23 protein-coding genes are annotated in these 25,847 nt (G+C 42.0%); 10 read left to right on the top strand and 13 right to left on the bottom strand.

The features are described 5' to 3' along the window. Positions 1–64 precede the first annotated feature (64 nt). The gene (locus tag DACSA_RS10620) at positions 65–784 is read left to right on the top strand and encodes a 16S rRNA (uracil(1498)-N(3))-methyltransferase (protein WP_015229757.1); all 720 of its coding nucleotides are present in this window, start codon (positions 65–67) and stop codon (positions 782–784) included. Between the two features lie 187 nt (positions 785–971). Here the strand turns inward: DACSA_RS10620 and proX are convergent, their stop codons facing one another. Beyond that, positions 972–1,976, bottom strand: a complete 1,005-nt coding sequence (gene proX, locus DACSA_RS10615; protein WP_041235815.1) for a glycine betaine/L-proline ABC transporter substrate-binding protein ProX — start codon at positions 1,974–1,976, stop codon at positions 972–974. On the opposite strand from proX, the gene DACSA_RS10610 reads away from it, so the two are divergent. After that, positions 1,965–3,113 (top strand): tetratricopeptide repeat protein, encoded by a 1,149-nt coding sequence (locus DACSA_RS10610; RefSeq protein WP_232225062.1) that lies wholly within the window; start codon positions 1,965–1,967, stop codon positions 3,111–3,113. The genes proX and DACSA_RS10610 overlap by 12 nt on opposite strands. Here DACSA_RS10610 and DACSA_RS10605 read toward each other — a convergent pair. From DACSA_RS10605 to DACSA_RS10595, 3 genes are all read right to left on the bottom strand, one after another. Next, a complete protein-coding gene (locus tag DACSA_RS10605; protein ID WP_015229754.1) occupies positions 3,110–4,201 on the bottom strand; it encodes a mechanosensitive ion channel family protein in 1,092 nt (363 codons plus the stop codon). The genes DACSA_RS10610 and DACSA_RS10605 overlap by 4 nt on opposite strands. A gap of 754 nt (positions 4,202–4,955) precedes the next feature. Then, positions 4,956–6,044, bottom strand: a complete 1,089-nt coding sequence (gene mutY / locus DACSA_RS10600) for an A/G-specific adenine glycosylase (protein WP_015229753.1) — start codon at positions 6,042–6,044, stop codon at positions 4,956–4,958. A gap of 59 nt (positions 6,045–6,103) precedes the next feature. Continuing rightward, a complete protein-coding gene (locus tag DACSA_RS10595; RefSeq protein ID WP_015229752.1) occupies positions 6,104–6,469 on the bottom strand; it encodes a DUF760 domain-containing protein in 366 nt (121 codons plus the stop codon). A gap of 473 nt (positions 6,470–6,942) precedes the next feature. On the opposite strand from DACSA_RS10595, the gene DACSA_RS18300 reads away from it, so the two are divergent. Both DACSA_RS18300 and DACSA_RS10585 read left to right on the top strand, forming a co-directional pair. Next, complete coding sequence (locus DACSA_RS18300; RefSeq protein WP_051017302.1) at positions 6,943–10,212, top strand: LamG domain-containing protein; 3,270 nt, start codon at positions 6,943–6,945, stop codon at positions 10,210–10,212. Positions 10,213–10,249: 37 nt separating this feature from the next. Beyond that, entirely contained in the window at positions 10,250–12,232 is a 1,983-nt protein-coding gene (locus tag DACSA_RS10585) for an FAD-dependent oxidoreductase (protein WP_015229750.1), read from the top strand. 35 nt (positions 12,233–12,267) lie between these two features. On the opposite strand, the gene tnpB is transcribed toward DACSA_RS10585, so the two are convergent. The 3 genes from tnpB to DACSA_RS22560 all read right to left on the bottom strand — a co-directional run bounded on the left by tnpB (position 12,268) and on the right by DACSA_RS22560 (position 14,709). Then, positions 12,268–13,440 carry an IS200/IS605 family element RNA-guided endonuclease TnpB gene (tnpB, locus tag DACSA_RS10580; RefSeq protein ID WP_015229749.1) on the bottom strand — a complete coding sequence of 391 codons (1,173 nt, stop codon included), beginning with the start codon at positions 13,438–13,440 and terminating at the stop codon, positions 12,268–12,270. A gap of 267 nt (positions 13,441–13,707) precedes the next feature. Next, on the bottom strand, positions 13,708–14,412 hold the full coding sequence (locus DACSA_RS10575; RefSeq protein ID WP_041235813.1) for a response regulator transcription factor: 705 nt from the start codon (positions 14,410–14,412) through the stop codon (positions 13,708–13,710). A gap of 168 nt (positions 14,413–14,580) precedes the next feature. Continuing rightward, a complete protein-coding gene (locus DACSA_RS22560; protein ID WP_015229747.1) occupies positions 14,581–14,709 on the bottom strand; it encodes a hypothetical protein in 129 nt (42 codons plus the stop codon). Positions 14,710–14,727: 18 nt separating this feature from the next. Between DACSA_RS22560 and DACSA_RS10570 the strand changes: the two genes are divergently transcribed. Next, the gene (locus DACSA_RS10570) at positions 14,728–14,994 is read left to right on the top strand and encodes a hypothetical protein (RefSeq protein WP_015229746.1); all 267 of its coding nucleotides are present in this window, start codon (positions 14,728–14,730) and stop codon (positions 14,992–14,994) included. Between the two features lie 7 nt (positions 14,995–15,001). On the opposite strand, the gene serS is transcribed toward DACSA_RS10570, so the two are convergent. Further along, positions 15,002–16,291 carry a serine--tRNA ligase gene (gene serS / locus DACSA_RS10565; RefSeq protein WP_015229745.1) on the bottom strand — a complete coding sequence of 430 codons (1,290 nt, stop codon included), beginning with the start codon at positions 16,289–16,291 and terminating at the stop codon, positions 15,002–15,004. 76 nt (positions 16,292–16,367) lie between these two features. Beyond that, positions 16,368–16,937: a DUF3611 family protein gene (locus DACSA_RS10560; RefSeq protein ID WP_015229744.1), complete on the bottom strand. Its 570-nt coding sequence runs from the start codon at positions 16,935–16,937 to the stop codon at positions 16,368–16,370. A gap of 264 nt (positions 16,938–17,201) precedes the next feature. Between DACSA_RS10560 and DACSA_RS10555 the strand changes: the two genes are divergently transcribed. Further along, positions 17,202–17,549: a PadR family transcriptional regulator gene (locus tag DACSA_RS10555; protein ID WP_015229743.1), complete on the top strand. Its 348-nt coding sequence runs from the start codon at positions 17,202–17,204 to the stop codon at positions 17,547–17,549. 40 nt (positions 17,550–17,589) lie between these two features. After that, positions 17,590–18,129, top strand: a complete 540-nt coding sequence (locus DACSA_RS10550) for a cofactor assembly of complex C subunit B (protein ID WP_015229742.1) — start codon at positions 17,590–17,592, stop codon at positions 18,127–18,129. A gap of 267 nt (positions 18,130–18,396) precedes the next feature. Here DACSA_RS10550 and bioF read toward each other — a convergent pair whose 3' ends face one another. Further along, a complete protein-coding gene (bioF, locus tag DACSA_RS10545) occupies positions 18,397–19,560 on the bottom strand; it encodes an 8-amino-7-oxononanoate synthase (RefSeq protein WP_015229741.1) in 1,164 nt (387 codons plus the stop codon). A 220-nt stretch (positions 19,561–19,780) separates the two neighbouring features. Here bioF and DACSA_RS10540 point away from each other — a divergent pair, with 220 nt between their 5' ends. Both DACSA_RS10540 and DACSA_RS10535 read left to right on the top strand, forming a co-directional pair. After that, complete coding sequence (locus tag DACSA_RS10540; protein ID WP_015229740.1) at positions 19,781–20,419, top strand: histidine phosphatase family protein; 639 nt, start codon at positions 19,781–19,783, stop codon at positions 20,417–20,419. A gap of 8 nt (positions 20,420–20,427) precedes the next feature. Further along, a complete protein-coding gene (locus DACSA_RS10535) occupies positions 20,428–21,453 on the top strand; it encodes a glucokinase (RefSeq protein WP_015229739.1) in 1,026 nt (341 codons plus the stop codon). Between the two features lie 179 nt (positions 21,454–21,632). Here the strand turns inward: DACSA_RS10535 and DACSA_RS10530 are convergent, their stop codons facing one another. Further along, complete coding sequence (locus DACSA_RS10530; RefSeq protein WP_015229738.1) at positions 21,633–21,887, bottom strand: hypothetical protein; 255 nt, start codon at positions 21,885–21,887, stop codon at positions 21,633–21,635. A 362-nt stretch (positions 21,888–22,249) separates the two neighbouring features. Between DACSA_RS10530 and DACSA_RS19750 the strand changes: the two genes are divergently transcribed. Then, the gene (locus tag DACSA_RS19750; RefSeq protein WP_041235443.1) at positions 22,250–22,645 is read left to right on the top strand and encodes a hypothetical protein; all 396 of its coding nucleotides are present in this window, start codon (positions 22,250–22,252) and stop codon (positions 22,643–22,645) included. A gap of 43 nt (positions 22,646–22,688) precedes the next feature. Here DACSA_RS19750 and DACSA_RS10520 read toward each other — a convergent pair whose 3' ends face one another. Continuing rightward, positions 22,689–23,060, bottom strand: coding sequence for a hypothetical protein (locus DACSA_RS10520; RefSeq protein WP_015229737.1), 372 nt, complete (start codon positions 23,058–23,060; stop codon positions 22,689–22,691). Between the two features lie 338 nt (positions 23,061–23,398). After that, positions 23,399–25,564, bottom strand: a complete 2,166-nt coding sequence (locus DACSA_RS10515; RefSeq protein WP_015229736.1) for a hypothetical protein — start codon at positions 25,562–25,564, stop codon at positions 23,399–23,401. Positions 25,565–25,847 lie beyond the last annotated feature (283 nt).

Here is a 25,847-nt window from a genome sequence, read left to right as displayed (position 1 = left end):
CGGTTTACTCTGAGGGTGAAGAAACTATAATTTGATTACAGTCTAAAAGGTTTTAAAAAAAGAGGTGCAGCATCAACGTTTTGTTATTCAAACTGAACAGAAACAGGGAAATGTTATTGATTTGAGTGCAGATCAAGCGCATTATTTACGGCGGGTGTTACGATTGACAGTGGGAGATCGAGCGATCGCAATTACGGGAAAAGGCACAGCTTGGGTTGTACAGTTAACAGCAACTCAAGCAGAAGTTATCGCACCTATAGAGATTAACACCGAACTCCCTGTTAGTGTAACCTTGTTGGTTTCCTTACCCAAGCAAGGAATTGATGAAATTGTCCGTTGTTGTACAGAAATCGGGGTGACAACAATTGTTCCAGTATTGAGTGAGCGCACTTTGCTTAAACCCAGTGCTAATAAGTTAACCCGTTGGCAGCGCATCGCACAAGAAGCGGCGGAACAATCAGAACGATCGATCGTCCCTACCATTGTGTCGCCCATGTCTCTCACAGAAGCACTGACGGATTATTGCCAAGGACAACAGCACCGTTATTTTTGCACGGCACGGGAAAATGTTCCATTATTTGCGTCAATTTTACCCTCACAACTGACGATTAATGATTCTTTGGTAGTAGCGACTGGCTGTGAGGGCGGATGGACAGAAGAAGAAATTAAACAGGCACAGAAGGCACAATTTCAACTGGTATCATTGGGGAGGAGAATTTTACGCGCTGTTACCGCACCAATTACAGTAATGAGTTTAGTTGCTGGAGTTTCGGAAACGATGTAGGGCTTGCTGAAAAAGTCCATTGGTTGGTTTAGTAAGGCAAGAGGGAAGAGGCAAAAGGCAAGAGGCTTGCATGCAAGGTTTTGACGATTGAACCATCAATGAACTTGCATTTTTACCTGAACTTAATCGCCTCAAATCCTTATTTGGTAAAACTTTCAGTTTCCCAACAGTAAGCCCGATGTAGAGATTACAGATTTAACCATTTTTGAAAGGTTTGTTGATGGTTTTCTATCCACTTTTCCGCATGACGACGAATATCATTAACACTATCTTCTCCTTGTCGAATCAGTTGATTTTCTGCGCTAACATCTTTGATCGGGATGCTAACCTTTGACATAAATTCTACAGCAGTGGGATGAGAGTTAGCAAAGTTTTCGTTAGCTAAAATCATAATTTGATCGGTAACAAAACCTAAGTTTTTTCCCTTGTAAGTGGTATCAGGATTACTGCGGTTGCTGTTAGAATCGGGGAGGGAAGTATAAGGCACTTCTAACCATTTAACATCTTCTTCAGGCACTAAAACGCTGCTTGTCCAAAGGGGAGTCCAAGTGTAATATAAAATTGGTTCATTTTGTTTATACCGCGCGATCGCATCTGCCATTAAAGCAAAGTATTTCCCACTTTCATGTTCAACTATTTTTTCTAAATTGTAGGTTTCTAGATGATGATTAATAATGGTTTCACATCCCCATCCTGCATTACATCCCACAAGATTTGCTTTGCCATTGTTATTGGTATCAAACAGTTTTGCTATGTCTGGATTTTCCAATTGTTTTAAATTGGTGATATCGTATTTTTCCGCCGTTGCTCGATCGATCAAATAACCTTGAACCGCGTTATCAACAATCACTCCAACTTTTTCTAGCTTCTCATCCCCACCACTATTGAGATAAAATTCACGTCCTAATTGTTGCCAATGGGCTGCGGTATAATCAATACCACCCGCCGCGAGATCAGTGTGCATTAATGCGGGTTCTAATTCTCTCATTTTGCCAATTTTATAGCCGAGTTTTTCTAAACCAATGTTGACAATTTCGGTTTGAAAACGCTCTTCTAAAGAAACATAAGCAGGCGTAATTTTTACGCTTTTCTCTGCTAAATTACTGTCATTATTGTCACAGCTATGTAAACCAATAATGGTAAAAACAGTGGTTAAGGCTAAGAAAAGTAAAATCGGAAATTGTCTTCGCAAGGAATAATACACAGCAAAAAAACGCTAAAATTAACAAGAAATAATATTCGATCGGATTCGGAGATCATGTTTGAGGAGATTGTCAGCGCGATCGAGCAACAAGACTATACAACCGCGAAGCAACTAATCACCAACCACCAACACCAATTCCCTGATCACCCTTGGCTCATTTTTTATACCGCACGAGTGAAGGAAGCGGAGGGGGAACGAGAAACGGCTCAAAAAACCTATCAATCCCTCTTAAGAGAGTGTAGCAATCGTAAACTACTTTCTCAAGCGCGAGAGCGGCTTCTTCAGCTTAAAACTTCCCAACAGCAACAACAGGAGGAAAAAATCACCCAGGCTTTAGCACAACCTGGGGGAAAAGAGATTGCGGTGTTCATTTTGTCTGCGATTCCTTCTGAAAACAAAAAATCTGCCGCGCAAACTCTCGCTAACACCTTTCAACTTGATCCCTACAATGCTCGTTTACAGCTTCCCAGTCGCGGCTGGCGGCTGTTTCGCGTTGGTGCAATGGGAGAATTATTGTATTATAGTAAAATCCTGCAACAAGCTGATATTCCCTGTTTCTGTACGGCTCTCAGTTCTTTGGATACCCTCAATGTGTTTCAGGTGCAATATTTTAAGAGTGAAGGGGATCAGGTGACGGCTCGTTGTTCCACCAGTAATGGACAGGAAGGAAGCATAACATTTAATTGGTCAGAAGTCAAGGCAAAAGTCCAAGGGCGAGTTCCCATTTTTGAACAGGTGGTAACAACCGATGCGAGACGAAAATTAAAGCGGAAATCGGGAACATTAGATTATGTTCAATTTTACGATTTACATCTCCCCGAACGATCGACGGTTTTAAGACTTTGTGATCAAAAGTATCAGTTTCAACAGAGTTTTTCCTTGAGTGAAAACATCCAAAAAGGGGAAACTTTACGCCGCAATTGGTTAGAGCTGTTAAATTATTTAGAGGAAAAAATACCTGATGTTAATTGTTGGGATGATTTTACTCCGTTTGGAGAAGGCGCGATCGAGTTTCCGCAAATGTTACGTCGAATTTCTTCTCATATTAACTTGAAACGTCGTTATGATACATCTTGGGATGCTGCGTTTCACCTCTATAGTGGTTTGGTGTTTTTCGTTAATTAATCTGCTGTTTTGTCGAGATTATTGACATACAAAACTTCCGTGGGATACGCCATTTCAATGCCGTTAGTTTCAAAACACTTTTTAATCGCAAAGTTGATTTTTTGTTGAGCATCCATATAAGCAGTATAGTCGGGGGTTGTCATGTAATAAACCGTTTCAAAGTTAAGACTAAAATCACCGTAAGAGTGAAAATGGCATCGATCGAAGCGGGTTTTTTCCGTCTGATTAATAATATCTTGAATGGATTTAGGAATGCTTTGTAATTGTTCTAATGTTGTCTCATAAGTTACCCCAATACTAAAGACAATTCTCCGTTCTTGCATTCGTTTATAATTGCGAATCCGAGAACTGGTTAAGTCGCTATTAGATAGTATAATTTCTTCACCACTTAAACTGCGTAAACGAGTCGTTTTGATGCCAATTTGTTCTACTGTACCAATTAAATCACCGACAATAATAAAGTCTCCAATTTGAACGGGTCGATCGAGCAAAATAGAAAAATAACTAAATAATTCTTGAAACACACCTTGCGCTGCTAAAGCAATAGCAATTCCGCCAATTCCCAAACTAGCCACTAAAGCAGAAATATCAAAGCCTAAATTTCCTAATAAGAAAATGAAGCCAATTGTCCAAATAATAATTCTTAGTGCTGGGGAAAGGATAGCAACGCTTTGTTGTCGTGTTTCGTCATCTTCTCCTTTTAACCAATAAACCGATAAAAGATACTCGATCGTATTACCGACGAAACGAATCCCGATAAAAGTTGATATAATCAAGCCTAAAACATCAATTGACTGATTAAGAATGGGATGTAATTCTAAGTTGCGAACACTAATATAAATTACTCCCAAATATAGTAAAGGAATCAGTGCTTTTTGGACAACTTTAAGAAACCGATTATCAAAATTAAGTTTAGAATTAAGTAACCATTTCTTGAGACGTTTAATAATTACCTTTTTTAGAATTAAATTAATAACAATGATGCCAATAATAAAAGTAACTAAAGCGAGTAAATATTCAGCAACTAAGTTATTGAGAATTTCTAACTGTAAAAAGTTTTCTAAATTTTGTTGAAGTTGACGGATCATCATTGTCAAGCGTTATTATTCAATTCTTTTCGTTCATTATTCCCCCCCTTTTTTTAAAAGAGGATTATTAGTTAATCTCACCAATTATTCCCCCCCTTTTTTTAAAAGAGGATTATTAGTTAATCTCACCAATTCTCCCCATCCCTTTCAAATCTTCCCCCCCTTTCAAAGGGGGGTTAGGGGGGATAGAAAATTTGTCCAAAATAGGATAAGACTAGACCATTTTGCCATAGCTCGCGATCGCACGACAAGACAATATAGAGAGTTATACCATGTTGGAAAAGTCAAGTTGCATTAAAGCCCCCAAACCCCCAAGTCTGGGGGGCTTAAAGAGTCGATACTGTAGCGCCAGTTTTTCAAAATGGTATTACCATAAAAGATATATATAGCAATCCTAAATCAATTGTAAAAAATTGCTGAATGGAAGCCCCCAGAATTGGGGGTTGGGGGCAAAAATTTACAAATTAGACTATAGAATTAGGGGTTGGGGGCAAAAATTTACAAAAATCAATTGTAAAAAATTGCTGAATGGAAGCCCCCAGAATTGGCAGGGCTGTTTCATTCTATTTTTTGCTTGTTCCAGATGTTAGGAATAACAGGGGTTTTACGGCTTTTTTCTTATGAATAAGTCAAAAAGTAAGAAAAAGCGTTCGATCGAACGTACCAGAAGGGGTTCAGGCGATCGCTTTCGATTTTAACACCGAGAATGAAACAGCCCTGCCAGAATTGGGGGTTGGGGGCAAAAAATTACAAATCAGACTATAGAATTAAATTGGTTTAAAATTGCATCAATAATTTTAGTGTTTGCTTTGGGAAACGGAAACTGCGATAATTGTTCTGGTTTTACCCAACGGATTTCCTCACATTCGATCGGTTGCGGTTCTCCCGCCAAATAACGACAATGATACACATTTAACGTCACTCGGAAATGAGTGTAAGCATGATTAAGAGTGATTAAATGATCTCCCACCTCGATCGAAATCCCCAATTCCTCTTTAATTTCTCGTTTAATACAATCTGGAATTGTCTCGTTGGCTTCAATTTTTCCCCCTGGAAATTCCCACAATCCGCCTAATAATCCTTCTTCGAGACGACGATCAATTAAAACTTCTCCTTGATCATTCCAGATCACAGCAACACCGATTTGTTTATGGGGAAGGGGAGTCGAAGGTTCACGCATAGGAATTTGAGTTTGTAAGTTAGATTGGAAAGCATAACAGAAATCGCGCCAAGGACATAGTAAACAACTGGGTTGTTTCGGAGTGCAAATTGTCGCACCTAAATCCATCAATGCTTGATTATACTCTCTAGGATGATCTCGATCGAGCAGTCGATCGGAAAGTTCCCAAAGTTGATTAATTGCTTTTTTCGGCGGTGTTTTTAACCCCACCAACCGCGCTAAAACTCGCTTAACATTACCATCCAGAATCGAAATCGGCTGATTAAAAGCCGCGCTGAGAATTCCTCCTGCGGTAGTGCGTCCAATCCCTGGTAAACTGAGAACATCGGAAAATCGATCGGGAAACACCCCCTGATAATCCTCAACCACCTTTTGCGCCGCCCGATGGAGGTTTCTCGCCCTTGCATAATAACCCAAACCTTCCCACTGTTTCAAAACCAATTGTAGCGGACTATTTGCTAACGTTGGGATATCGGGAAACCTCTCTAACCAACGATAATAATAGGGAATTACCGTTTTGACCTGGGTTTGCTGTAACATAATTTCCGAAACCCAAATCGCATAAGGATCAGTTGTCTTGCGCCAAGGCAGAGCGCGACCGTGACGCTGATACCATTCTCGCAGCGATCGATCCCAAGTTTCGACTTCCCATCCTTGCCACATTTCAAAAAAAAGCCCGTCGGGAACGAGCTTTGAGACGACAGAAAAAGTAATTATCCAAATTATTGAGACTCATTGCTGTCACTTTGAGATGAACTATGTTCCGCCGCTTGTAAAGATTTTTCAAAATTCATCCGTTGTTCAGCATTACGGAGAAAATAGCCACTCATCATCGCCGAAGCTAATAATCGTCCCAAATGTTCCCGACTGGTGCTAATGCTAACATTAAACTGGTCTGAAGGCAGTCCACCCAAAAGCCCAACAATATTACGTTCCATCACCTGAAACACCTCTTGGGAGTGAGGATGGGACAATTGTTCCACTACTTCAGGGTTTAGAGATTGGACATAATGCCAGAGATGATTTTTCCCTTCTCCGCCATTTTCAAAAAATTCGGAATTTTGATGCGGTTGGCTTTGATTCATCATTTTTAATCTCCTTCTACTTCCTTGATTGATTCAATCACAACCAAAGACAATTTACGATTAACCTTAACTGGTCATCTTACATCTTCTACCTTAACAATGTCTTTGTCTTCTGCCGTCGGTGAAACCGTACTTCTGTAGTCGGATTTTTTCACTCCGAGAAGAGAATCAGGTGATCAAATCGCTTAAAAGTGATGATAAGCACTATTTTTTATTGTGAAATTAGATTAAAATTTTCGTGTTTTCAATTAGTAGAAAACAGAAGTATTCGATGTCTTCGATTTGGGTAATTTCACGGATGTAAAATCACTTCATATCATTTACTATGAATGAATAAGAAAAAAGTAAACAACCCTTTTTTCATAAACTTAATCGATATCAACAAGCAAAGATATCTATTCTTAAAGTACGCCCTTTTATTTATTATTTCTCTCGTTCTAATTTTAAGTCTTAATATTGTTAGAAACAATTTAACTATGACTAACTCCTTAGCATCGACCCAAAGTTTAACTAATCCGAGTCTCGGAATGGGACTAAATGGAATTACCGATTGGTCAACTCAATTACCATTTATTAATCACTTTAAGTCAGCGAGAAATTGGATTGGACATCAGCCAAATTCTTATGGATATGATTGGGGAGGAGTCCCAGAAGAGGAATTTAATCTCGATGAAAACAATTATCCGATCTCACTTCCTGTGGTTGATGGAAAAACCGCAGCGATGGGAACAGTTCTGTTTACTGATATGGAAGCAGAAGCAGTTGAGGGAGGTCGATATGTTGTTTTGTATGAGGGAGAAGGGACAATTGAATATACCTTAAGTGGCGACAAAATAGAAAGTGAATCAGAACCTGGACGAGATGTAATTGACTTTACTCCCCAAGGAAACTTATTAGGAATTAATATTACTGAAACCGACCCAAATAACACAGGAAATTATATTCGCAATATCCGAGTTATCCGTGAAGATCAATTAGATTTATACGAAGCAGGAGCAACATTTAATCCTGAATGGATCGATAAAATTGAAGACTTCCGTTCCCTTCGTTTCATGGATTGGATGAATACTAATAATTCTGATGTTTCTCAGTGGAGTGATAGAACGCAAGTTGATGACGCATCTTGGACAAGTGGCGCTCCTTTAGAGGTGATGATTGAACTCGCGAATCAAACAGGAATTGATCCTTGGTTTACTATTCCTCATCAAGCAACAGATGAATATATTCAGAATTTTGCCGCAACGGTTAAAGAACAACTTGATCCCGACTTAAAAGCCCATTTTGAATTTTCTAATGAGGTTTGGAATTGGCAATTTGAACAGGCACAATATGCACATAGAGAAGGTCAAGAACGATGGGGAGAAGATGTTGGGACAGCTTGGGTACAATGGTATGGAATGCGATCGGCGCAGATGGCGCAAATCCTCGATGAAGTGTATGGGGAAGAAGCGGACGATCGTCTGGTAAAAGTCATTTCCACCCAAACGGGTTATAAAGCATTAGCAAAGTATATTTTAGAAGCACCGAAATGGGTTGCCGAAGGAAATCCCGCACCTTATACCCTGTTTGATGCCTTTGGGATTACAGGCTATTTTAGTGGACGTTTAGGACACTCAACAGAGAATTATGAAACTGTAAAAAGTTGGATACAAGACGATCGCGAAGCGGCTTTCGATAAAGCATTACAAGCATTAGGGGGAAACGATACGTTACTTCCTGATCCTGGAGACTCGGTTTTAGATACGATCGAGGGGTTTAAACACTACAATCAAATCGCCACAAACTATGGCTTAGATTTAGTCACCTACGAAGCGGGAACTCATGTCGTCGGTGTGCCAGGAGAAGCGAAAAATGACGAGGAATTTACAGAGTTTCTCATCGAGTTAAACCGTCGTCCAGAAATGGGGGATTTATACGACCAACTGTTACAGGGTTGGAAAGATGCGGGAGGAACACTCTTTAATCAATTTGTCGATGTGGGAAGAGCCAGCAAACACGGTAGTTGGGGGGCTTTGGCGCATTTGAATGATTCCACATCCCGTTGGGAATCGGTAACAAGTTTTAATGAAACTAATGAGGGATGGTGGGAAAGCCGTTCGGAGGGGACATTTGAGCAAGGTTTGATTTTAGAAGGAGATGAGGGGAACAATGTTTTAGTGGGAACTGTGGAAGATGATTTCCTTCTCGGCGGTGCTGGAGATGATACTTTAGAACCAGGTACGGGGAATGATGGGATTAATGGCGGCGATGGTATTGATAGTTTAGTATTAGACCAAAATAAGAATCAATATGAGTTCCTCGGAGAAGGGGATGGGATTCGCATTAACGGTGACAATGGGGAGTCTGATTTTGTTACCGAAGTGGAGTTATTTCAATTTGCTGATGGAGAAGTTGTAGAGGTTGACTTAGAAAAGTTACAGGGAATCAGTTTTATCTCTGGTTTACAAAGAAGATGGAGTTTTGATGATCAGGATACGGTGACGGTTGCGGATGAGAGTTTCCATGATCGTTATGGATGGTTGGAAAATGATCCGACTTCGGTAAAAGGGGTTTATGGTCAAGGGATGAGTTTTGATGGGGTTGACGATCGGGTGATTGATCACAATCAAGGAAGTGATATTAATGGCTTAAATGCGATTACGGTTTCTCTTTGGGTGAAAAGCGATGAAGTGGAAACCGATAATGGAATTTTCTCCACTACAGAAACCAATGGTCACGATACCCATCTCGGAATGCGTTATGATGATGGCGGTTGGGCTGGTGGTGGCGATGATGTGATTAAATTGTCTCTACGCACCTCAGAAGGTTCGATTCAATATGAGTCCGCTTCTGATGTTCAAACCACCGACTGGCAACATTTAGCAATGGTTTGGGAAAGTGGCAGTTCCTTAAAACTCTATATCAATGGGGAATTGGATACGCCCACTTATAGCGGTGGTGAAATTGGCAGCTCGATCGAGGAAGTGTCACAATTAGCTTTGGGTCAAAGTCAACGCAGTGATGAGACTTGGGACGGGGCGATCGATGAGTTTCAAGTTTACGATCGAGTTCTCAACGGTGATGAAATTGCACAACTCTTTACATCTGAGGTTTTGGAGAAAGAAGTAATCACTGATTTGTCTTTTGACGAAGGAAGTGGCGCAACCGTTGCTGATAGTACCGAGAATCATCACGACAGTTTATTACAGAATAATCCCAGTTGGGTTGACGGAATATCGGGAAATGCAGTGGGGTTTGATGGAACAGATGATTTAGTCAGGGATAATGCTAATGGAAGTTATCTCAATGGCTTAAATGCGATTACGGTTTCCCTGTGGGTGAAAAGCGATGAAGTGGAAACCGATAATGGGATTTTCTCCACCACAGAAACCAATGGTCACGATACCCATCTCGGAATGCGTTATGATGATGCCGGTTGGGCTGGTGGTGGCGATGATGTGATTAAATTGTCTCTACGCACCTCAGAAGGTTCGATTCAATATGAGTCTGCTTCTGATGTTCAAACCACCGACTGGCAACATTTAGCAATGGTTTGGGAAAGCGGCAGTTCCTTACAACTCTATATCAATGGGGAATTGGATACGCCTACTTATGGCGGTGGTGAAATTGGCGGCTCGATCGAGCAAGTGTCACAATTAGCTTTGGGTCAAAGTCAACGCAGTGATGAGACTTGGGACGGGGCGATCGATGAGTTTCAACTGTTTAATTATGCTCTCTCTGGAGAAGAAATCGCACAATTAGCATAAGATATAAAATTGAAACTGATTTTTAAGGGTAATCCCCATGATGTTACGGCGTTTTCTTCCGATTTTCTCCCTTTTTCTGACCATTACTAATGTTCCCACTTCTGCTTTCGCTTCCCCTCCTCCCGATGAAACGGTCACTTGTGATATTTTTGTCGCGGGTGGGGGGTTAGCTGGTGCTGCTAGTGCTTATGAAGGGCTTTTAGCAGGAAAAACGGTCTGTGTTACGGAATTGACTGACTGGTTAGGGGGACAAATTTCCTCTCAAGGAACATCAGCGTTGGATGAACGATCGACCCAGCGTCAGTTATTATATTATCCTCGTGGCTATTTAGAATTACGGAATCGCATTCAAAAGTTTTATGATGGAGACTTAAACCCTGGAGACTGTTGGGTGAGTGCGTCTTGTTTTATTCCAGCTGATGCCCATCAAATTTTAACAGAACAATTATTGGCAGCAGAAAAGGAAGGAAACGGAACATTAAAGTGGTTTCCCTCAACGGTGGTGAAAGCATTAAACCGAAATGCAACGGGAAACATCATTACCAGTGTTACCGCTATTCAACATCAACCAGCGACAGGGGCACCGCCATTAAATACGAATCCCCTTTCCGAAACGATCGAAGACTGGTATCGTTATGAAGATTCCGATCGATTCGAGAAAACCATCATCCGTTTTATTGCCAAGGCTAGTAACTGGTATGTCATCGACGCAACCGAAACTGGGGAATTAGTGGGATTAAGTGATGTTCCCTACGGTTTAGGAATTGATCCGCGATCGTATTTAGAACCTTCTTCCGCCAGTGAAACAGGTGATCCTTATTGTACCCAAGGCTTCACTTATACCTTTGCCATGGAAGCGACGGAAACGCCACAATTTCATCCTGAACCGCCTTTTTATGAAAAATACGAACCCTACTACAGTTATGAGTTAGAAAGACTCGCCAGTTTTGATTTAGTCTTTACCTATCGTCGCATCTGGAGTCCAGAAGCAGGAGAAAGAGACAGATTTGGCGGGATTGGTTTTACCGTTCCCACAGTGGGAGACATTTCCATGCAGAATTGGACATGGGGGAATGATTATCGTCCAGGAACGGAAAAGGATAATTTAATTTATACTCGTGAACAACTCGAAGCTAATGGACAGTTAGCCCCAGATGGTTGGCAAGGGGGATTACGGGTGGAAACCTTGGGCTATGGAGAAGAACACGCTTTGGGCTTTTTTCATTGGTTAGTAGCGGGAACAACCGACTCGCAACTGGGAGAGGGAGTAAAAGAACCTCATCCGAATTACAAATTTTTAAGCGGTTTAGACTCGCCTATGGGAACGGAACATGGATTGTCTAAATACCCTTATATGCGGGAAGGACGGCGCATTATCGGTCGATCGGGTTATGGCTACCCTGATGGGTTTACCGTCTCGGAGGTGGATATTTCTCGCAAGGATTACACTGATCCCTATTATCAAGAAGTTCTTTCCGAGGAAGCGTATCAAAACTTACAACAGGAAGTAGCGGGACGAGATACCTTTGATGTCATCATGGGAGAAACAGGGAAAAATCGAACCCGATCGCGCATTTATCCCGATTCTGTGGGGATTGCTCATTACGCGATCGACTTCCATCCCTGTATGACAGAGCATCCACCAGAAAAACCAGGGAATACAGAAAAAGAAGGAGAAAGACGCGGCGCTGGACTCCCCTATCCCTTTCAAATTCCTTTAAGAGCCTTAATTCCCCAAGAAATTGATAATTTTCTCATCGCTGGTAAAAGTATCGCCACCAGCCACATCGCAGCCGCCGCCTATCGCGTCCATTCCTTTGAATGGTCATCAGGAGTCGCCGCCGGGACCACTGCGGTTTTTGCTTTAGATAATGATCTGTTTCCCTACCAGTTAGTCGATGAACAATTGATCAAAGAAAAGCAATTACAAGAATTACGTCAGCTTTTAGAAGCCAATGGTAATCCCACCACTTTTCCCAACACTTCCATTTTTAATAACGATTGGCAAGACTGGCGGTGAACTACGCAAAGCCACTTCGTTGAGCTTTGCGCTTCCTACCCAACAGACTGCGACACAGTAGAAGTCTTACGACCCCTACTATCTCGACTTACATCTGGGCGATAGGCGGTCACCCCCGTTCCAGAGGTCAAAATACGCAGTCCTTCTTCTTTTATATTGATGGCAGCATTTATGTCTCTGTCGTGATTAGTTCTACACTTTTCACACTGCCAATTTCTAACATCAAGGGTCAGGCTTCTTACTTGATTTAGACATACATGACAAGTCTTAGAGCTAGGGAAGAAACGATCAATTTCTTGATACACTTTCCCTTCCCATTCTGCTTTATATTTCAACATGGTACAAAATTGACCCCAACCTACTTGACTAATCGCTTTAGCTAGGTTGTGGTTTTTAACCATATTTTTGACAGCTAAATTTTCAACGCAAATAACTTGGTTTTCGTCAACTATCCTGCGTGATAGCTTGTGATGAAAATCTAACCGACAATCAGCAATCTTTTTATGAACTCTGGCAACCTGCTTTCTAGTTTTATTTCGATTGTTAGAACCTTTCTGTCTCCTAGATAAACGTTTTTGTTTTGCTTTTAGGTTTTTCTCGTGTTTCTCTAACCATTTGGGATTCTCGAATTTAGACCCATCGCTGGTAATCGCGAAATGATTGATTCCTAAATCAATCCCAATAGCTTTTCCTTCACTGGATTGTTCAGGAATCTCTTTCCCATCTTCTGTCAAAATTGAAGCATAATAATGACCCTGACAATTTAGAGACACCGTAACACTTTTAATTGTCCCCTCAATTTCTTTGTGGATTTTGGCATAAACAACTCCCATTTTTGGGAACTTTAAGCCATTATCAACTAAAGAAACATTTTGAGGATAAGTAATTGATTGTTTACGATGTTTAGCCTTGAAGTTAGGGAAAGAAGCACGACCTTCAAAGAAATTGATGAAAGCACGAGATAAGTTGAGAGCCACTAATTGTAAGCATTGAGAATAAGGTTCTTTAAGCCATTCGTATTCTTGTTTTAGTTTTTTTATTTCTTTCTGAATAGCGAATCGGTTTAGACCTTTTCCCGTTGCTTTATAAGTTTCATTAGTCAAGTTGAGCGAGTAATTCCACAAAAAGCGATAACACCCAAAGCTCTTAGCTAAGTGCTGTTCTTGCTCTTTTGTCGGATAGATTCTAACCTTAGTTGCTCTCAACATGATTCAACAAAACTTTTAGTGATAAAATCATTGTAGCACAAACTTGTTGGTCTATGTTCTAAGTTCGCGCTTCACCCCAATTCGCTTCGCGCTCAATTGGGGACTTCTCGCTCACACTCCGTTAAATGTTGGGTTTTGCTACTCTCTAATTCCCCCCTTGCTAAGGTAGGGGGGGATTGAAGGGGAGAAAACGTTGGGTTTCGCTACTCTCCACCCAACCTACGGCTAATTCCCCCCAATCATCGGGGGGTTAGGGGGGATTAAATTCTAACCAATATCGGTAAGACCATGTTTTAACGCAAATCGAACTAACTCCGTGCGACTATTCGTTCCCGTTTTACTAAATAAACGGCTGACATATTTTTCCACATTGCGGACACTGGTTTCTAAGCGGCGGGCGATTTCTTTATTCATTAACCCTTCGGCAACTAAATTCAGGATACTTTGTTCTCTAGGGGTGAGATCAATTTTAATCGGACTTGGTGTTGTTTTGAAGTTTCCCTGTTGTCCAAGTAAAGTTTTAATTTCTGCGATCTGTTGCGCGATCGCGCCTAAATCTGTATTATTTTCACTGGTATTATTTACCGTTTCCCGACGGGATAACAGGTTTTTGACGATCGCCACCAACTCGTCTGGATCAAAGGGTTTAGACAGATAAGCATCACAACCCGCATTATGCCCTTTAATTCGATCGCTGGTCATGCCCTTAGCGGTGAGAAGAATCACAGGTAATCCTTTGTAACGCGGATCATCCCGTAATTTCTCCAAGAATTGATAACCATCCACTCGCGGCATCATAATGTCAGTAATGACTAAATCAGGCGTTTCCTGTTCCATGAACTCCCATCCCTCATCCGCATTACTGGCGACTTTGACAATAAAACCTTCATCCTCTAAATAGGCTTCTACGGCTTCTCGCAAGCTCGGTTCATCATCAACTAATAATAACTTTGTTGGTTCTGTATCGCTCATGTTTTTGGTTTCTTCCTGCATAATCAATTCTCTTCTAATTTTAAGGGAGTAATATGAAATCTAAAAAGGAATGCGACATCATCAATGTAGGTTGGGTGGAGCGAAGCGTAACCCAACACTGGTTATAGTCAGCCCCCTAACCCCCAATCTTGGGGGAACTTGATGAGCTTAATTTAATGTCGGTTGGCTGAGGAAAGTATTTACATCTTGTAGGGTGGGCAAGGCAAACCCTACGGTCTTTTCCAAAATGGTATAACTAATGGCTTCATGGTACAGTAAAAAATTGTTGATTTGCATTCACGAAAAAAACTTATTGTGTCTTATTCTCAGCAAGAAGAAATGATCAAAATTCCTTCCCTTTCCCTCGCCGTTTATCGAGAAATTGCCGCTCATTTACAGCAACTCGATGGGGTAGAAGTGGAAATTATTCCCCAGTCTTCTACAACGTTTAGCTATTTCAAAAGTCAAGTGGAAGGGTTACGGTTAAGTTATCCCTCCACTCTCGCCACTGGAGAAAAACAACGCTTACAAGAAATTTTAAACTATTATGAAAAGCGTCATGGTCAATGGGAAAAAAGCTAGTTGATTTCTATTTTTTGATCACCTCTTGCTTGAGGTAAGACTGCAAAACATCAGGGACTTTTACTGTACCATCTGGCTGTTGATAGTTTTCTAAAATTGCTGCCATTGTGCGCCCGATCGCCAACCCAGACCCATTTAAAGTATGCACAAAGTCCGTTCCTTTCTTATTCCCTTCTTTGAATCGAATATTAGCGCGTCGGGCTTGAAAATCGACAAAATTAGAACAACTGGAAATCTCTCGATAGGTTTGAGAAGAGGGCAACCAAACTTCTAAATCATAACATTTTGCCGCCCCAAATCCCAAGTCACCTGTACATAATTCTAGCACTCGATAAGGCAGTTTTAATGCTTGTAAAATTGCTTCTGCATTAGCAACTAATGCCTCATGTTCAGTGGCAGAATTTTCGGGACGAACCAGTTTCACTAATTCCACTTTATTAAATTGATGGAGACGAATTAATCCTCTGGTATCTTTACCATAACTTCCTGCTTCTCTGCGAAAACAGGGAGTATAAGCACAATGATAAATGGGTAATTGGGATGCGTCTAAAACTTCATCTCGATATAAATTCGTAACTGGAACTTCTGCTGTTGGTGCTAACCATAAATCATCCCCTTGACATTGAAAACTCTCTTCTGCAAATTTAGGCAATTGTCCCGTTCCCGTGAGAGATTGACTATTAATTAAAACAGGAGGACTAACTTCTAAATATCCTGCCGCAATTTGTCGATCGAGCATGAAAGTAATTAACGCTCTTTCTAACGCCGCACCCATCCCAATAAGGTTGACAAAGCGACTTTGCGCCACTTTTACGGCGCGAGTAAATTCTAAAATTCCTAGTTTTTCTCCGATTTCCCAATGGGGTAAAATTGCCTCAGAATTTTCGGGAATATATTCATCTCCCCAACGTCGCGTTTCTACATTTTCGGTTTCATCTTTTCCTACTGGTGTGGTTTCACTGGGAAGATTGGGCAGCGATAAAAGTAAGGTTTTGATTTGATTTTTTAAGTCTTTTTCTTGAGGTTCTAACTCACTCAGTCGCTGTTTAATCTGATTACTTTCGGTTTTAATCTTCTGAATTTCTTCGCTATCTGGAGAAAGCCCCGATTTAATTTTTTGACCGATTTCTTTACTAATTTCGTTGCTTCGAGCCTGTAAGCGCGATCGCTCTCCTTCTAAATTTCTTTGTGCTTCATTTAATTTCAGAATCTCTTGCACATCATATCCTGTATCTCGCCGTTTTAATAATTTCTCTACCACTTCTGGTTCTTGACGAATGCGTTTAATATCTAACACATAACCTCCTTTTCTAGATCAAAATAAATAATCAATTAAAGTTCTTCTCCTTATGTAGAAATAACAACAAAATAACTTATTTATTTAGTCGTTCTGCTAACCATAGAGAAGAAAGAATCCCTGCAAAATGAGCAGCAATTATATTAACATTTGCTTGAATAATTAGCAAGTCAATTGAGTTAACAAACTCTTGCGGTTTCGCACCAATAACTAATTGTGGTTGCGTCAAAGACTTAATTAAAACAATCCCCACAATGGCTTGCGCTCCCAAAATTGTTAATAATAATCCCACTAAATTAACAATTAAGCCAATGCGTAATTGCCGCAAAATTACCGCCCGACTGGGACGAGAATTAGAATCAGTGACTAACAAACGACGGGAGATGCGAGTATAACGAAAACAAAAATAAATACTAACCCCTAAAGCAACAATGCCACCGAGAGCGAAAAATACTCCCACACCAGTGGCTTGAGTCGTATCTTGACTTCCCACTAAATTCGGAGAAGCTACTAACAATGTAATCGCGGAAACAACACCGAGAACAAGTTGTACCCACAAACCAAAATTACCACCGACTTTTAAGGAAGAAGAGGCACGTTTGACTGCGAGGGGGAGAGAGGAGCTTACTTCTGGCTTATTATTCATCTAACCTAAGTTTCAGACATAACGCTTTGTCCTTATTCTAGATGACTGATGTTAATTGTCTAGGAGGAATTTCTTTAAGTTTTGGTTGACATCAACTCTGAGGCTGTTTTGTTTCGGTTTATTTTTTGTCAGGAAATAAAAATAAATTCATGGACAATGATCACGTTTCACCTTACTTTATTAGTAGTTCAATAAGTAATTTTATATAGTTTCCTTTCTCACTGAAACGCACTTCCTCTACCGACACCTGATGCGGTCAAACTTATGAAATTTGAAGACATCTATCAATTTTTTGATGACCCGCCGCCTACCTATCTAAACCGTGAGCTTGCGGTTTGTTATGTGCTTGATGCTTTATTAGAAGAAGAGTCTTATGGTATGGCTTTAATTAATCGACTTTCCGAGCAATTCCCACAGTATCGACTTTCCGATACTGTTCTTTATGGCGCTTTAAAGTTTCTGGAAGAATCAGGGTTAATTAAGGGTTATTGGTATAAGCTAAAAGGGCGCGGTCGTCCTCGTAAAATGTATGAAATTGTACCCGAAAAACAAGCCCAAGCTCAAGAATTAGCGAATCTTTGGCGCAATTATGCTCGAAGACAATCTCATTAAAAACTGATATATTAACGTTGAGTCTATTTCTTAACTTAACGTGACTAATCCTCCGATTTTATCTTCAACCCTATTTTTAACCGTTTTGCTCTTAATTGGGCTATTTTTCTTTATTCGCGCTTCGGTGAAGGATCGCACCACCGAAGCTCAATTTCGATCGAATCTCCCAGAAACGAGCTTATTGCCGCAAATCAAAAATTACTTTTTCCAACGATCCTATGAGGTAAAATCTCTTGATCCAGATCAAGAAGCGGTGACTTTAGAGGGGTTTGTTCAACCGAGTTGGTTTCTTGCGATTTTCTTATCTTTCCTTGCGGGATCAGGTTTCGTTTGCATCGGCTTAGTTTTATTTCTCTACTTCAGTGAGTGGAGTTATCGCAGTGCGTTCTTTTTAATTACTCTCTTGACTCCTTTGGCGGGTATTTTTTACTGGAAAAAAGCAGGGCGTGTGGAACAAGTTTCTGTGAAATTAAATGAGTCTTCTGAAGCAGAACAAACGTTAATCACCGTGAAGGCGCATCGGGATGAGTTAATTCAGTTACAGCAGTCTCTACCGCTTCAACGTTGCGATCGCGATTGATACGTTGCCGTAGGTTTGCCCCTCCAACCCCCCAAATCCTACGTTTGCCCCCCAAACCCCCCAAATCCTACGTTTGCCCCCCAACCCCCCAATTCTGGGGGGCTTTAGATCAGTTCAGGTCATTGCTTAGAATTGGTGTTGGGTTTCGTAAACTCCACCCAACCTACATGGTTGTCCTAATGACGAATGACGAATGACTAATGACTGATTGGTGTTGGGTTTCGCTTCCCTCCACCCAACCTACGTTATTAATGGAGGTTAGGCGGATCAACCCCTATTAACATTCTTCAAAACAGCCACCAATTGCTCGATATGTTCGGGTTGATGAGTTGCCATGAGAGAGAAACGAATGCGGCTAAAAGGCACAGTGGGGGGGCGAATCGCAGGGGCAAAGATACCGTTAGCTTGTAGGTGTTGGGAGAGTTTGACGGCTTGCTGAGGGTTGTCTAAGCCAAGACAAAGAATGGGAGAGTGGGAAGGGAGAAGAGAATGGTCGCTGAGTGCTTCTTTCAGAAAGTTGATATGATTCCACAGGTTTTGACGACGTTGGGGCTGTTCATGGATGATTTTGGTCGCTTCTAGAGCAGCCGCAGTGGCAGCAGGAGATAAGGCTGTTGTATAAATCCAACTGGGGGCGCGGTTACGCAGGAAGTCAATTAAAGTCGATGAAGCGGCGACATAACCGCCTAAACTTCCTAATGCTTTGCTTAATGTTCCCATTTGAATCGGGGCGCGATCGGTGCAGTTAAAATATTCAACACAGCCCCCACCCTCTTTTCCCATTACTCCTGTTGCGTGAGCTTCATCAACCAAAGTCATTGCTTCATAGGTTTCCCCTAAGTGTAAAATTTCAGGGAGGGGACAAATATCGCCATCCATACTAAAAACGGTGTCTGTAATGATTAAACAACGGCGGTAAGATGCACGATTAGCACTCAATTTTTGTTCTAAATCTGCGAGATCACAATGTTTATAATTGATGACTTTGCCCCCAGTGAGAACCGCGCCTTTTTTGAGACTAGAATGGTTATATTCGTCGGCTAAAATTAAGTCTCTAACGCCTACAAGTGCGGTAATTGTTCCCAAGTTCGCTAAATAACCAGAACTAAAAACAAGTGCGTCTTCTGTTTTTTTTAGTTGCGCGATCGCGCCTTCTAAATCATGATGTAATTGGCGATGACCACTAAGTAATCTAGAACCAGTGCTTCCTGTACCATAATAATTAATTGCTTCAATCGCAGCTTGTTTTAAGTGCTGATCTGCAGCTAATCCTAAATAATCATTACTGGCAAAATTAATTAATGATCTCCCTTCGATTTCAATCATTGCACCAGGGGGACTATTAATGGTTTTAACTTGACGATACCAACCCGCTTTTTCAATGGTAGAAAGGGATTTTTCAATCCAGTCATAAGCTCGATTTTGACTCATGCTTTCAATTTCCTAATACATTTTGGAAAAGTAGGGTTTGCCTTGCCCACCCTACTATAGCAATCCTAAATGAATTGTAAATTATTCACCCCCCAATCCTCACCTTCGCTCCGGCCCAATTCTGGGGGGCTTTCGTAAGTCAACATATTCAGAAATACTATATACTTGAATCGTCATTTTTGATGAATTATCCTTTATTTAGATTTGAGAACGATAGCTAATGGCGAAAACAATTTGGATAACCCGTCATGGTAATCGCTATGACTTTGTGAACCCAGAATGGTTTATTACAGCAAAACGTCGTTATGATCCACATCTAGCAGAAGATGGAATTATACAAGCGCAACAACTGGGACAAAGATTAAATTCAGAAGTGATCACTCATATTTTTTCCTCTCCTTTCCTTCGTACTGTTCAAACCGCTTATGAAGTCGCCAAAATTCTTGATTTACCAATTAAATTAGAAGCGGGATTAGGAGAATGGTTAAATCCCAATTGGATGGATTACAATCCCGAAATTCGTTCCCCAGAAACCTTAAGCAAAACCTATCCCAACATTGATTTAAGCTATCAGTCACGAATCATTCCTCAATATCCAGAAAGTGAAGAAATGGTGATGAAACGAACGGCACAAACAGCACAAAAATTAGCCTCTGAATTTGCAGGGGAGTTATTATTTATAGGACATGGGGCATCAGTTTTAGGAACAGCAGAAGGGTTATTAGGAGAACCGCTAAATATTCGGGCTTCTTTTTGTTGTTTGACAAAGTTAGTACAAAATAATAAGGTTTGGGAAGTTGAACTGGCTGGGGATACTTCTCATTTATCTGATCCAGAAAATACAGTTCGTTTTAATTAGGAAAAAAGATGACCTTACTCATTGCTGGTGATATTGGCGGCACAAAAACGATTTTACGTTTAGTAGAAGTAACTGACCAAGCTGTTGATTTTAAGCCTCTTTTTGAAGTTACCTATCCCTCTCAAAATTATTCTGATTTAGTGCCGATGGTGCAAGAATTTCTTGCCCAAACTAATTATATTCCTGAAATTGCTTGTTTTGCCATTGCCGGACCCGTCATTAAACAAACTTCACAATTAACGAATCTGAGTTGGTATTTAGACGCGACTCGTCTCCAACAGCAATTAAACTTGGAAACCGTGAATTTAATTAATGATTTCGCGGCGGTGAGTTATGGGGTTTTAGGATTGAAATCTAATGAGTTAGCTTCTTTACAAACCGTAGAGGCGCAAAATGACGCTCCCATTGCAATTCTTGGCGCTGGAACGGGGTTAGGAGAAGGGTTTTTAATTCCCAAAGGAGATGGGGATTATCAGGTGTTTGGTACGGAAGGAGGACATACGGATTTTGCGGCTCGATCGGAACTTGAATATCAGATTTCTCAGTATATTTGTCGAGAAAAAAAGCTCGATCGAATCTCAGTAGAAAGAGTAGTTTCTGGACAAGGAATTATCTCCATTTATCAGGCTTTAAGAGACTTAGAAATCATTACCGAAAAGAATGAAAAAATAGCGGATACTATCAAACAATGGGAACAAAATCCCACCTCAGACATTGATCCCGCTGCCATAATTTCCCAAGCCGCGCAAGCAAAAACTGATCCGCTTTCCGAGAAAACAATGGAAATTTTCATTGAAGCCTACGCCGCAGAAGCGGGAAATTTAGCCTTAAAAATCTTACCTTACGGCGGACTTTACCTTGCGGGAGGAATTGCCGCCAAAAACCTAGAATTAATCAAAGCAAGCCGTTTCCTTGAAATCTTCAAACAAAAAGGAAGAGTCAGCCCCATTTTAGATGCCATTCCCGTTAACATTATCCTCAACCCAGAAGTGGGATTATTAGGTTCAATTTTATACGGCATTAATCACTTTTAATCCGTGACTCATCTCGTAGGTTGGGTGAAGTTTACGAAACCCAACATCAATCAGTGACCAGTGACCAGTGACCAGTTACCAGTTGTTCTTGATCTAATCAGTTACTTAGTAGCTTACAATCTGTTACGAATTAATACCTTACTGATGATAAAATCCTTTTAGTAGAGCGCGATCGCGCTTCACCCATTGGCATTGATTTCCACCTGATTAAAATCAACGATACCATTGACAGCCCCATCCAGACCTAGGCTTGCCTCTTCTCCTAAGTTTTCCGGGAAGGATAGCGTTGGTAGTGAGGCCATTTCAGGCAGTGTTGCCTCCTCTTCCAGAGAGAGAAAGCTTTGGATATGGTTCGCGATCGCGCTAGCATCAGAACGAGTGGCATCGCTGCCAATTGCACCATTAATCAGCGCATCACCGGTAAAACCTGCCAAGGAGCGGAAGGGAGCATTTTATGATAAAAAGATAAGGCGTGCGCGATCGAATCTTCGATTCGGTGAGCTTTGTTCAATTGCGCTAACAGCGCGATTGCGCTCCGCGCAAGACAAGCGAAGCATCAATCGCCAAACCCGCAATGAACTTAAAAAATGGGCTCTCTTGTTAGCTCGGTGATAACTTACGACCTGTTTTCTTTCTTTCTGAGCAAATGTTAGTCATTCATGATTACGAGTATTACGAGTGCGATCGCTTATCTTTCGAGATTACACTTGCACTTCCTCATCACCGAATAGGAAAGCCAAGCCCAACGGTTCAAACCTAGAATAAAACCGATGGCGTTGCATCCTTTAAATAGGGGTTGCTGAAAAAGTCCATTGGTTGGTTTAGTAAGGCAAAAGGCAAGAGGGGGAAGATGGGGAAGATGGGGAAGATGGGGGAGATGGGGGAGATGGGGGAGATGGGGGAGATGGGGGAGATGGGGAAGATGGGGGAGATGGGGGAGATGGGGGAGATGGGGGAGATGGGGGAGATGGGGGAGATGGGGGAGATGGGGGAGATGGGGGAGATGGGGGAGATGGGGAAGATGGGGGAGATGGGGGAGATGGGGGAGATGGGGAAGATGGGGAAGAAAAATCGCTCCCTTGTCTCCCTTGTCTCCCTTGTCTCCCTTGTCTCCCTTGTCTCTCTTGTCTTCCTTGTCTCCCATTGCTCCCTTGTCTCCCTTGTCTCCCTTGTCTCCCTTGCACTTTTTTGAGGGGTTAAGAGCCTTAAAGCCTCATTGGGTAAAGGTTTCAGTTTTATTCAGTAAGCCCTAAATACCACACCACCCGATGACAGAAACATTGGGAGTTACTAATCAGACAAACGGCACTCGCTTTTTCCTTGATTTTATTTTGCGGTCCCGCTTGATTGGGAGTCACTGCGATCGCGTTGAGGATTTTTTCACCCTGAAGTTGAGAAAACAGCCGTTCTAGGGATAAATCCATTTCATCGGGGTCATGGCTAACAATGAGATAAGCGCGATCGTCCTGCTGGTAATATTGATGGGGTTTAGTCTCAACTTCCAAATTGAGAAATTGACAGATCGCTTCGTGAACATCGGGACGGATTTCTGGAATACAGTAATGGGAAGAAAATCGACTGGGTAAACCTGAAATTTTCTCTATCAAAAGTCGAACCGTTCGACAAAATTTAATTTCATCTGCCCTAAATATAATATAGCGCTACAAAATTAGGTTAGGACATTCCAAAATGTTGAAACTCACCTATACCTTACTCTTGCATGCAAGCCTCTTGCCTTTTGCAACCGCGCGTAGCGCTATAGTGATGCCATGTGTGGGAATAGAGAATTTAAATTTGTGGTGCAGGTCGCGCGATCGCGCATCAAAAAGGCAACAAGGTTAAAAAGAGCGCGATCGCGAACAAGATAAGGAGGTTTACCAAGCGCGATCGCCGCTTGATCATAGGAATGGGATTTGGGCTATGATTATGTTAAGAGCTAGCAGAATTACAGACTAAACTCTTCGGCAAAGAAGGTAGCCAGTTGACCTAAGTCATCATTATTAATCAAGCCATCGTTAGTGAGATCGACAGTGGTGCTATAGTTATCATCTCCTTCTGCTGAACCAAAAGCCGCGGCAAAAAGACCTAAATCATCTAAGTTAGTGATGCCATCATCGTTGAAATCCCCTTGCAATTCCTCTGTTGTCTCATTATCTGCAATGCTGAAGTCAACATTAGTGTTAGCACCAAGACTAATACCATCACTGGGATTAGAGAGGATAAAGGCAGCAGTTTCTTCTCCCTCTACCGCATCATCATCGTTAACGGTTAATTCCACGGTGGCTGTAGTTTCCCCATCAGCGATCGCGATCGCGCTTGGAAGATTACCCGTAAAGTCATCGCCATCAACATCGCCACTGGTAGTTAAACTAACAGTTTGTTCCCCTGACACAGCTTCCGATGCCGTTGCGGTAAGGGTAAACTTGGTTTGTTCAGCTTCACTGCCCTGAGTGGGATCAATAGTAAGGGTAACCGTTGGTGGATTCTCCCCAGTCGGGGTATCATTGGGTGCATTCTCTTGTTCGCTGTTTCTCCTTAACTCAACGCGCAATACGGGTTCGATCAACGTGAAATTCCTTCCATCTTCGGGTTCCTGTTCAGCGGAAATAAGGTGTGTAATCTGACCATCCACGATCAACAGATGGGGCCGAGCTCGGGAGGATCGAGTTGTTGTCCCGTCGGTATACCTGACAACCGTGCTTGCAGCCTCACCAGTGTCCACCTCACCAGTGTACACCCAGCTCTTCCCATCAACTGAATAAGCGTGGCCGAGAGCGTCTTGGAATAGCTCGCCCTCAGGGATGACCATGTCATGAAAAAGAGCGTGGTAAAGTTTCTCCTCTTGGTCGTACCATACGAACATGTCCTCGAGACCTTCTGGAGTGTACCCATCATAAGGTGTTTTGAACAAAGGTGTTTCTTGTTCCTGCCATTCATAAGTCTTGGGATCAAGGTAGTTGGTAGCTCTTACCCAGTGGACCTGGGAGCCTTTGGGATACGTTCGCCAGAGCCCAACTAAGGAGCCGTCTTGATGAACTACCGCCGAGAAGTTGGCATCGATGCCGTCGAGAAGTTTTCGTGGCTCAAGGATTACAATTGGGTCAGACCAGGGTCCGTAAGGTGAGTCAGCGGTGACTATAACGGTCGCTTCGTTTGATGCACCTAAATTGATCTCTCTCGTTGGTTGTCCATCTTCATTGAACTCAACGGCCGGCCCATAGCTCGACGGACCAAGCTGACCATCGACCACTCCGGCAGTAAGAAATGCGACCCATTTGCCTTCGGGGCCGCGCTTGACGTCAACGGCGTGGGCGAATACGGGAAAGGCATCAGCCACATATTCATATGGCCCTTGAGGATTTATAGAAGTGGCGTGAATGACGTATGAGTTAACGGGCCAGTATTCCATATCGGCATTATTGGCAATGACTGAAACCCACATATGGTAGAGTCCGTCGTCACCGCGCAAAACCGACGCTCCCCAAGAGTCACCCCACGGGGCAGCATCCTCAAGCGTTGGTCGAAACCCAGTTCCTCGGTGTGCTGGTCCCAGGGTAGTCTCAAATGTTTCTGACTGTTCGACAATAAATGTTTCTCCGTCTATCTCAAACACTCTCCTATCATCTTCACTCTGCAGTAACGTTAAAGTCTCTTGGCTCAACTCTTCTCCATGCACTAGAGATGAAAAAATTGCGCCCTCATCCCCAGCACTATCTCTAACATTCAGAAAATCATCGATCGCGTGTCCGACTTCTTCCAGCAACACTGCACTGGCTTCTTGAGGAGAAGACACCAGCAACTCCTCAGACAAATAAATCTGATTATGCGCGAGTGCGTAAGCGCCCAAAGCTCCTTCTAAAGCAGCACTAGGAATCACTTCTACATTAATCCCATTAAAAAAAGCTCCACTTTGCAGAGCTTCTTGTAAGGTTTCGATGTCTGTTGTGCTGTCTTCAGCGCCAAACGCTGTTTCTAAAACAACTGTAGCGCGATCGCTGCTAGAAAACTCGATCAGTCGTTGATTCACGGTTTCCAGTAACGTTTCTAGCCCAAAATTTGGCTCATTCTCCAGCGCCAACTCTTGAATCCCTATATATTCCTGCCGTTCCATCTTTCTTTCCAAGTGAAAAGCCCAATCTTTCCTTCCCAAAAGCGATCACATTGCGGACGATTATCATTCGTCATTCGTCATTCGTCACTAAGCGCGAATCTCCGAAGCAACCCATCAAGAGTATGCAGGAAACAAAGGACTAATGAGGAGATTGCAGAAGTCACTGAACTTTTCCCAGCAGAAGTCACTCAACTTATTAATCAAGATGAGCAGTAGCTTCGTAGCGAGACCGCGCACCCCTACTTCTCCTAAACCATCGCGCCCCCGTTGATATCCTTACCGC

This window comes from Dactylococcopsis salina PCC 8305 (genome assembly GCF_000317615.1).
Lineage (GTDB): Bacteria > Cyanobacteriota > Cyanobacteriia > Cyanobacteriales > Rubidibacteraceae > Halothece > Halothece salina.
Note: the sequence above shows the minus strand (reverse complement) of the source record. Positions and strands in the feature narration are given on the sequence as shown.